At 68.3% G+C, this 290-nt stretch carries 1 protein-coding gene; it reads right to left on the bottom strand.

Translation table 11 applies throughout. The features are described from left to right. Nucleotides 1-290: aminotransferase class III-fold pyridoxal phosphate-dependent enzyme (locus MD536_RS21145; RefSeq protein WP_239603779.1), on the bottom strand; the 290-nt coding region annotated here is incomplete at both ends.

Below are 290 nucleotides of genomic sequence, written 5' to 3'. Positions count from 1 at the left end.
GCAGGGACGATCGAGTTCGATACCGATCATCATGCCTTCACCGCGGATATCGACCACACCGTGCACGCCGCTCAAGGCAGCGCGCAGGCCGGCACGGATTGCCTCGCCGCGCACACGCGCGTTGTCGAGCAGCTTCTCGTCCTCGATCGCGTCGAGCGTCGCCAGCGCTGCCGCGCAGACCAGCGGGTTACCGCCGAAGGTCGAGCCGTGGTTGCCAGGCTTGAACACGTCCGCCGCCGCACCGCGCGCCAGGCAGGCACCAATCGGCATCCCCGAACCCAGGCCCTTAG

The sequence above is a fragment of the Flavihumibacter cheonanensis genome, from assembly GCF_022352215.1.
In the GTDB taxonomy this organism is placed as follows: domain Bacteria; phylum Bacteroidota; class Bacteroidia; order Chitinophagales; family Chitinophagaceae; genus Flavihumibacter; species Flavihumibacter cheonanensis.
Note: the sequence above shows the minus strand (reverse complement) of the source record. Positions and strands in the feature narration are given on the sequence as shown.